6 protein-coding genes are annotated in these 7,271 nt (G+C 65.3%); 2 read left to right on the top strand and 4 right to left on the bottom strand.

The window, feature by feature from the left end:
- Positions 1-146: 146 nt before the first annotated feature.
- The 4 genes from lpdA to NKI38_RS33015 form a co-directional block, all read right to left on the bottom strand.
- Positions 147-1,538: a dihydrolipoyl dehydrogenase gene (gene lpdA, locus NKI38_RS33030; RefSeq protein ID WP_352665021.1), complete on the bottom strand. Its 1,392-nt coding sequence runs from the start codon at positions 1,536-1,538 to the stop codon at positions 147-149.
- 334 nt (positions 1,539-1,872) lie between these two features.
- A complete protein-coding gene (locus NKI38_RS33025; RefSeq protein WP_352665019.1) occupies positions 1,873-3,246 on the bottom strand; it encodes a dihydrolipoamide acetyltransferase family protein in 1,374 nt (457 codons plus the stop codon).
- 1 nt (position 3,247) lies between these two features.
- A complete protein-coding gene (locus NKI38_RS33020; protein ID WP_352665017.1) occupies positions 3,248-4,261 on the bottom strand; it encodes an alpha-ketoacid dehydrogenase subunit beta in 1,014 nt (337 codons plus the stop codon).
- Between the two features lie 3 nt (positions 4,262-4,264).
- Positions 4,265-5,497 (bottom strand): 3-methyl-2-oxobutanoate dehydrogenase (2-methylpropanoyl-transferring) subunit alpha, encoded by a 1,233-nt coding sequence (locus NKI38_RS33015; RefSeq protein WP_352665015.1) that lies wholly within the window; start codon positions 5,495-5,497, stop codon positions 4,265-4,267.
- 469 nt (positions 5,498-5,966) lie between these two features.
- On the opposite strand from NKI38_RS33015, the gene holA reads away from it, so the two are divergent.
- Together holA and NKI38_RS33005 are read left to right on the top strand one after the other, a co-directional pair.
- Complete coding sequence (holA, locus tag NKI38_RS33010; RefSeq protein WP_352665013.1) at positions 5,967-7,013, top strand: DNA polymerase III subunit delta; 1,047 nt, start codon at positions 5,967-5,969, stop codon at positions 7,011-7,013.
- Between the two features lie 54 nt (positions 7,014-7,067).
- A partial coding sequence (locus NKI38_RS33005) for a hypothetical protein (RefSeq protein WP_352665011.1) occupies positions 7,068-7,271 on the top strand: 204 nt, incomplete at its 3' end.

Here is a 7,271-nt window from a genome sequence, read left to right as displayed (position 1 = left end):
GTCCCGCCCCCCCCACTCTACATTTTGGACCCCCCTGCTTGTGGTGCCGCCCGTCCCCCCCCCCCATCCTCGCCCCCCCCCCCCCCCCCCGGCTCCCCCCTCCCCCCCCACACCTCTCCCCCCTCCGGAGGGAGAGGAAATGCCCCTCACACATGCAGCGCGTGGCCCAGTGCCTTCAGTGCGGCTTCCTGGAAACCTTCGCCTTGCGTCGGATGGGCATGGATGGTGCCGGCGATGTCCTCCAGCCTTGCGCCCATTTCGAGCGCCAGCCCGAACGACGCCGCCAGTTCCGACACACCCTGCCCGGCCGCTTGGATGCCGAGCACCAGATGGTTGTCGGCCCGCGCCACGACGCGGACGAAGCCGTCCTCGCCCAGCTTCGTCATCGCTCGGCCGTTGGCGGCGAACGGGAACATGCCGATCTTGATCTCGCCGCCGAGCGCCTTGGCTTCTTCCGGCGACAGGCCCGCCGTCACCAGTTCCGGATCGGTGAAGCAGACGGCGGGAATGGAGCGCTTGTCCCAGCTGCGTTTGTGGCCGGCGATGATCTCGGCGACCATCTCGCCCTGCGCCATCGCCCGGTGCGCCAGCATCGGCTCGCCGGTGACGTCGCCGATGGCAAAGATGCCGCGCATCGAGGTGCGGCACTGGTCGTCGATGCGGATGAATTTACCCGCCACGTCGAGGTCGATCTGCTCGAGCCCCCAGCCTTCGGTCACCGGCTTGCGCCCGACCGTCACCAGGATCTTGTCGGCGGCGAGCTTGGTGCTCTTGCCGTCGGATGTCTCGACCAGCAGCGCGTCACCCTTGGCACCCTTGGCCTTGGCACCCGTCATCACCTCGATGCCGAGCGCGTTGAGCCGCTTGACCACCGGGCGCGTGAGCTCGGCGTCATATTGCGCCAGCACGCGTGGCAGCGCCTCGACGACAGTCACCTTGGCGCCCATCTTGGCGAAGGCCATGCCGAGCTCGAGGCCGATATAGCCGCCACCGACGACGGCAAGCTTCTTCGGCACTTCGCTTAGCGCCAGCGCCTCGGTGGAGGAGATCACCGACCCGCCAAAGGGCAGGAACGGCAGTTCCACCGGCGCCGAGCCGGTGGCGATGACGATCGCCTCGGCGCGAATCACTTGGCTTCCCGTCTCGGTCTCGACCGCGACGGTCTTGCCATCACGAAACGTCGCCCAGCCATGCACGGTCTTCACGCCAGCCTTCTTGAGCAGGCCGGCGACGCCGCTGTTGAGCCGGCTGACAATGCCGTCCTTCCAGGCGATTGTTTTGGCCAGGTCGAGCGTCGGTGCGGTGACCGAGATGCCGAGCGGACTCCTGCCGCCTTCCATATGCGAGACCTTCTCGAACTCCTCGGCCGCGTGGATCAGCGCCTTGGACGGGATGCAGCCGACATTGAGGCAGGTGCCGCCCGGTTTGCCGGCTTCCACGATCACCGTATCGACGCCGAGCTGCCCGGCGCGGATGGCGCAGATGTAACCACCGGGACCGGCGCCGATGACGAGCAGCTTGCAGGAGATTTCTTTCATGATGGCATCCTAACTATTTGTCGCGCCGCGTCGGAAAGAGCGCTCTGCAGCGATCCTTCACGCCGCCCTTGAAGCGCGTAATCTCCCCCCTCGAGGGGGAGATGTCGCCGAAGGCGACAGAGGGGGTCGCCGGGCGTAGAGCGCCAGCCTGCATCTGTGGCGCAAGGCGGTCGCGTCCGGTCGTACCGACCCCCTCTGGCCTGCCGGCCATCTCCCCCTCGAGGGGGGAGATTACGCGCTCCACTGCTTTCGCTAACTTTCAACATTGTAAGAAGAAAACCGGCCCGACAGAGCGCAGGGGGACACTGTCTCGCCGAGATGTCCATCTCCGCCCTCAATCCACAAAAATCAGCGCCGGCGTTTCCAGCAGCGCTTTTATCCGCTGGATGAACACCGCCGCGTCCCAGCCGTCGATGACGCGATGGTCGAAGCTGGACGACAGGTTCATCATCTTGCGCGGGATGAACTGTGTGCCGTCCCACACCGGCCGCACCATCATCTTGTTGACGCCGATGATCGCCACTTCCGGATGGTTGATGACCGGCGTCGTCGCTACGCCGCCCATGGCGCCGAGCGAGGTGATGGTGATGGTCGAGCCGGACAGTTCGTCGCGCGTCGCCGTGCCGGACTTGGCCGCCTCGGCCAGCCTGACGACCTCGGCGCCGCACTCCCAGATGTCGCGCGCCTCGGCATGTTTGACGACAGGCACCACCAGGCCGGAGGGCGTCTGCGCGGCGATGCCGATATGGATGCCACCATGCTGGTGGATGATGCCGGCCTCGTCGTCGAACAGCGAATTGAGATTGGGCTGGTCTGAGATCGCCTTGACCATCGCCCGCATCAGGAACGGCAGCAGCGTCAGCTTCGGCCTTTCCACGCCCGGGCGCTTCTCCTTGTTGAGCGCGGCGCGCAGATCCTCAAGCGCGGTGACGTCGATCTCCTCGACATAGGTGATGTGCGGGATGCGCGATTTCGACAGCGACATCTTCTCGGCGATCTTGCGCCTCAAGCCGACCACCTTGATGTCCTGGACGGCATCGTTGCGGGCGAGGCCCCTGGCGACCTGCGGGCCGCGGGCCAGGAATGCCTCGATGTCCTCATGGCCGATGCGGCCGACCGGGCCAGATCCCGCAACCTGCCTGAGGTCGACGCCGGCCTCCTTTGCCCGCAGACGAACAGCCGGCGACGCCAGCGGCTTTTCACCTTCGGGACGCGGCGCGCCGGCGGGCGCGGCACCTCGGGACGTCGGCGCTGTACCCCCACCCCTAGCCCCTCCCCACAAGGGGGAGGGGGATTCTGTCTGCGCCGCTCGCTCGCTTTTTGCGGAGGACTCTGATGATGGCGAAGTAGACTTTGCTCCGCCCTTGGAGGCCGTGGCGCGTCCCCCTCCCCCTTGTGGGGACGGGCTGGGGGTACTCTCAGCCGTGACTTTTGCCGGTGTCGCACCACCCGCAACATTCCCCTCGCCCGCCACCTTCAGCCGCACGATGGGCGAACCGATCGCCACCGTGTCGCCGATCTCGGCGCCCAGCCACAGGATTTCGCCATCGACCGGCGACGGAATTTCAACCGTCGCCTTGTCGGTCATGACGGCGGCGAGCACGCTGTCCTCGCGCACGATATCGCCGACCTTGACGTGCCATTCGACAAGCTCGGCCTCGGCGACACCCTCGCCGACATCGGGCAGCTTGATGATGTGCTCGCCCATCTCAGGCCTCCATGGTTTCGAGGAGAGCGCGACCGACACGGGCGGGACCGGGGAAATAGTCCCACTCCTGCGCATGCGGATAGGGCGTGTCCCAGCCGGCGACCCGCGCCACCGGCGCCTCCAGATGGTAGAAGCAGTTTTCCTGCACCAGCGCCGACAGCTCGGCACCGAAGCCGGAGGTCAGCGTCGCCTCATGCACGATGACGCAGCGTCCCGTTTTTTTCACTGAAGCCACGATGGTGTCGAGGTCGAGAGGCAGCAGGGTCCTGAGATCGATGATCTCGGCATCGATGCCGGTTTCCTCGGCCGCCGCCTGCGCGACATAGACCATGGTGCCGTAGGCCAGCACGGTGATGGCTGAACCTGGCCTGCGGATCGCCGCCTTGCCGAGCGGCACGGTATAGTGGCCGTCGGCGACCTCACCCAGTTCATGCTTCGACCATGGCGTCACCGGCCGGTCGTGATGGCCGTCGAAGGGGCCATTGTAGAGCCGCTTCGGCTCCAGGAAGATCACCGGGTCGGGATCCTCTATCGCTGCGATCAACAGCCCCTTGGCGTCATGCGGATTGGACGGCACCACGGTCTTCAGCCCCGACACATGGGTGAACAGCGCTTCTGGGCTCTGGCTGTGCGTCTGGCCGCCGAAGATGCCGCCGCCGGTCGGCATGCGCACCACGATCGGACAGGTAAAATCGCCATTGGAGCGGTAGCGCAGCCGTGCCGCTTCCTGGGTCAACTGGTCGTAGGCCGGATACATGTAGTCGGCAAACTGAATCTCCACGCACGGCTTCAGCCCATAGGCGGCCATGCCGATGGCCGAGCCGACAATGCCGGATTCGTTGATCGGCGCGTCGAAGCAGCGGCTCTTGCCGTATTTGGCCTGCAGGCCCTGCGTGCAGCGGAAGACGCCGCCGAAGAAGCCGACATCCTCGCCATATACGACGACACGGTCGTCGCGCGCCATCGACACGTCCATGGCGTCCCGAATGGCCTCGATCATGGTGCGTCGCGGCATGGCTCAGACTCCCGCCTGCTGGCGCTGGCGCCGCAGATGCGGCGGCATTTCGGCGTAGAGGCCCTCGAACATGTCGCGCGTCGAAGGCTTGCCGCCGGCATGCAGCGTGCCGTGGCTTTCCGCTTCCTTCTGCGCCGCGATCACCGTGTCGAGGATTTCCGCCTCGGCCTGGGTGTGCCGGTCATCCGACCAGACACCGAGCGCGATGAGATGGTTCTTCAGCCGCACGATCGGGTCGCCGAGCGGCCAGGCATCGGATTCGGTCTTGGGCCGGTAGGCGGAAGGATCGTCGGAGCTCGAATGCGCGCCGGCGCGGTAGGTGACATATTCGACCAGCGTTGGCCCGAGATTGCTGCGCGCACGCTCCGCCGCCCATTTGGCGACGGCATGGACAGCCAGATAATCGTTGCCGTCGACGCGCAGCGACGGGATGCCGAAGCCGAGGCCTCTCGCCGCGAACGTGCCCGAGCCCCCGCGCGCGATGCCCTGGAAAGTCGAGATCGCCCACTGGTTGTTGACGACGTTGAGCACGACCGGCGCCTTGTAGGTGGAGGCGAACACCAGCGCCGAATGGAAGTCGGACTCGGCCGTCGAGCCATCGCCGATCCATGCCGCCGCGATCTTCGAATCATTGCTGATCGCCGAAGCCATCGCCCAGCCGACCGCCTGGATGTACTGCGTCGCCAGATTGCCGGAGATCGAAAAGAAGCCGTGCTCCTTCGACGAATACATGATCGGCAATTGCCGGCCCTTCAGCGGATCGGCCTCGTTGGAATAGATCTGGTTCATCATCGTGACCATCGGATAGCCGTCGGCGATGAGCAGGCCGGCCTGGCGATAGGTCGGGAAATTCATGTCGCCCTGCGCCAGCGCCTTGCGGAAGGCGCAAGCCACCGCCTCCTCGCCCAGATGCTGCATGTAGAACGACGTCTTGCCCTGGCGCTGCGCCATCTGCATGCGGGCGTCGAAGGTCCGCAGCGTCATCATGTGACGCAGGCCCGCCAAAAGTTCGTCGCTGGAAAGCAAGCCGGCCCAGGGGCCGACGGCTTCGCCAGTGCGGTTCAGCACGCGGATGATCGAGAATGCATGATCGCGGATGGTGCGCGGATCGACATCGATGTCGGGACGCGGCACCGAACCGGCCTTCGGGATCGGCACGTTGGAAAAGTCAGGCGTTCCGCCCGGCCGCACTTCCGGCTCCGGAACGTGAAACCGCAACATCCCAGCATCGGCCATGACCATGTCCTCCAATGTTGCCTGGCGCCGATAGTTGCATATCTGCACGGCCAGACCAGTGCGAATTCGTCGGGCGAAGCCTCACGCGTCGGTCCCGGCCACGCCGGCCGATCAGCCTCCCCAGCACAAGATGAAGATATGTCTGCGAAATTTCTTGTCGATGTTGGGGGATGGCGCGCAATTAGGGAGAAGGTTGGGCTGGGTTTGCGGCCAGATAAAGTGATTGGCGAAAACGGCGAAGCATAATCTCCCCCCTCGAGGGGGAGATGTCGCCGAAGGCGACAGAGGGGGTCGCCCGACGTGAAGCGCCAACTTCCATCTGCCGCAAGGAGGTCGCAACCGGTCGAACCGACCCCCTCTGGCCTGCCGGCCATCTCCCCCTCGAGGGGGGAGATTACGCGCACCATCCTTTGCCCCAATCACCGCAGCCCCGTTCACCTCGCCCCCGCATCATGCTAACCAACCCGCCATGGCACAGAAGAAAGCTTACGAGGTCGATGGGTGGCTGGCGCGGCCGGACCAGCGCATCTCCATTGTCCTGCTTTATGGCCCCGACCGCGGCCTCGTCTCCGAGCGGGCGAAAGCCTTTGCCGGCAAGACCGGCCTGCCGCTCGACGATCCCTTCTCGGTGGTCCGGCTCGAGGGTTCGGAGGTTGATCGCGACGAGGGCCGCCTGCTCGACGAAGCCCGCACCGTGCCGATGTTTTCCGACCGGCGGCTGCTGTGGGTGCGCAATGCCAGCGGCCAGAAGGCGCTGGCCGACGACGTCAAGGCGCTGACAGCGGAGCCCGCGCGGGACGCGATAATTCTCATCGAGGCCGGCGATCTGAAGAAGGGCGTCGGCCTGCGCGCCATCGTCGAGGCGGCGGACAACGCCATGGCACTGCCATGCTACGCCGATGAAGCCCGGGACATCGATGCGGTCATCGACGACGAATTGCGCAAGGCCGGCATGTCGATGACCATGGAGGCGAGACAGGCGCTGCGCCGCAATCTCGGCGGCGACCGGCTGGCCTCGCGCGGCGAAATCGAAAAGCTCGTGCTTTACGCGCATGGCCAGCGGGAAATCGGGCTGGAAGAGGTCAAGGCAATGTCGGGTGACGTGTCCGGCGCCTCTTTCGACGACGCGGTCGACGCGCTTCTCGAAGGCAAGATCGGCGACTTCGACACCGCCTTCACCCGCCATTGCCAGTCCGGCGGCCAGCCCTTCCTGGTGCTGTCCTCGGCGATGCGGCAGCTGCAGCAGATCCAAGCCATGCGCGGCCAGATGGATTCGGGCGGTCGCAATGCGGCTTCCGTCGTTGCCGCCGCACGTCCGCCAGTGTTCTTCTCGCGCCGCAAGCTGGTCGAGAAAGCGCTGGAGCGCTGGAGCACCGACGCGCTCGGCCGCGCGCTGACGCGCCTGCAGACAGCGGTGCTGCAGACGCGGCGGCGGCCGGATCTTTCCGTGGCGCTGGCAAGGCAGGCGCTGCTTGGTATTGTGGTGGAAAGCAGCCGACTGGCGCAGCGCGCCTGATCTCCCCCCTCGAGGGGGAGATGTCGCCGAAGGCGACAGAGGGGGTCGCCGCGCATGGAGCGCCGACCTCCATCTGCCGCAAGGAGGCCGCATCCGGTCGAACCGATCCCTCTGGCCTGCGCGCACGAAAACTCGGTCAAGCGGCAATCATTGCTTCGGTGTAAGGTCGACCCCCACTCCGTAAAAAAAAACACAAACCCAAAAAAAAAAAAAACAAAGAAAAAAAAAAAAAAAACAAAAAAGAAAAAAAAAGAAGAA

It is taken from the genome of Mesorhizobium sp. M0621 (genome assembly GCF_040320745.1).
In the GTDB taxonomy this organism is placed as follows: domain Bacteria; phylum Pseudomonadota; class Alphaproteobacteria; order Rhizobiales; family Rhizobiaceae; genus Mesorhizobium.
This window is presented reverse-complemented; position numbering and strand designations above follow the sequence as displayed.

What these genes read in the sequence shown, in the direction of transcription:
- lpdA (WP_352665021.1), bottom strand. Translation starts at nt 1,538, where the DNA reads ATGAAAGAAATCTCCTGCAAGCTGCTCGTCATCGGCGCCGGTCCCGGT.
- NKI38_RS33025 (WP_352665019.1), bottom strand. Translation starts at nt 3,246, where the DNA reads ATGGGCGAGCACATCATCAAGCTGCCCGATGTCGGCGAGGGTGTCGCC.
- NKI38_RS33020 (WP_352665017.1), bottom strand. Translation starts at nt 4,261, where the DNA reads ATGCCGCGACGCACCATGATCGAGGCCATTCGGGACGCCATGGACGTG.
- NKI38_RS33015 (WP_352665015.1), bottom strand. Translation starts at nt 5,497, where the DNA reads ATGGCCGATGCTGGGATGTTGCGGTTTCACGTTCCGGAGCCGGAAGTG.
- holA (WP_352665013.1), top strand. Translation starts at nt 5,967, where the DNA reads ATGGCACAGAAGAAAGCTTACGAGGTCGATGGGTGGCTGGCGCGGCCG.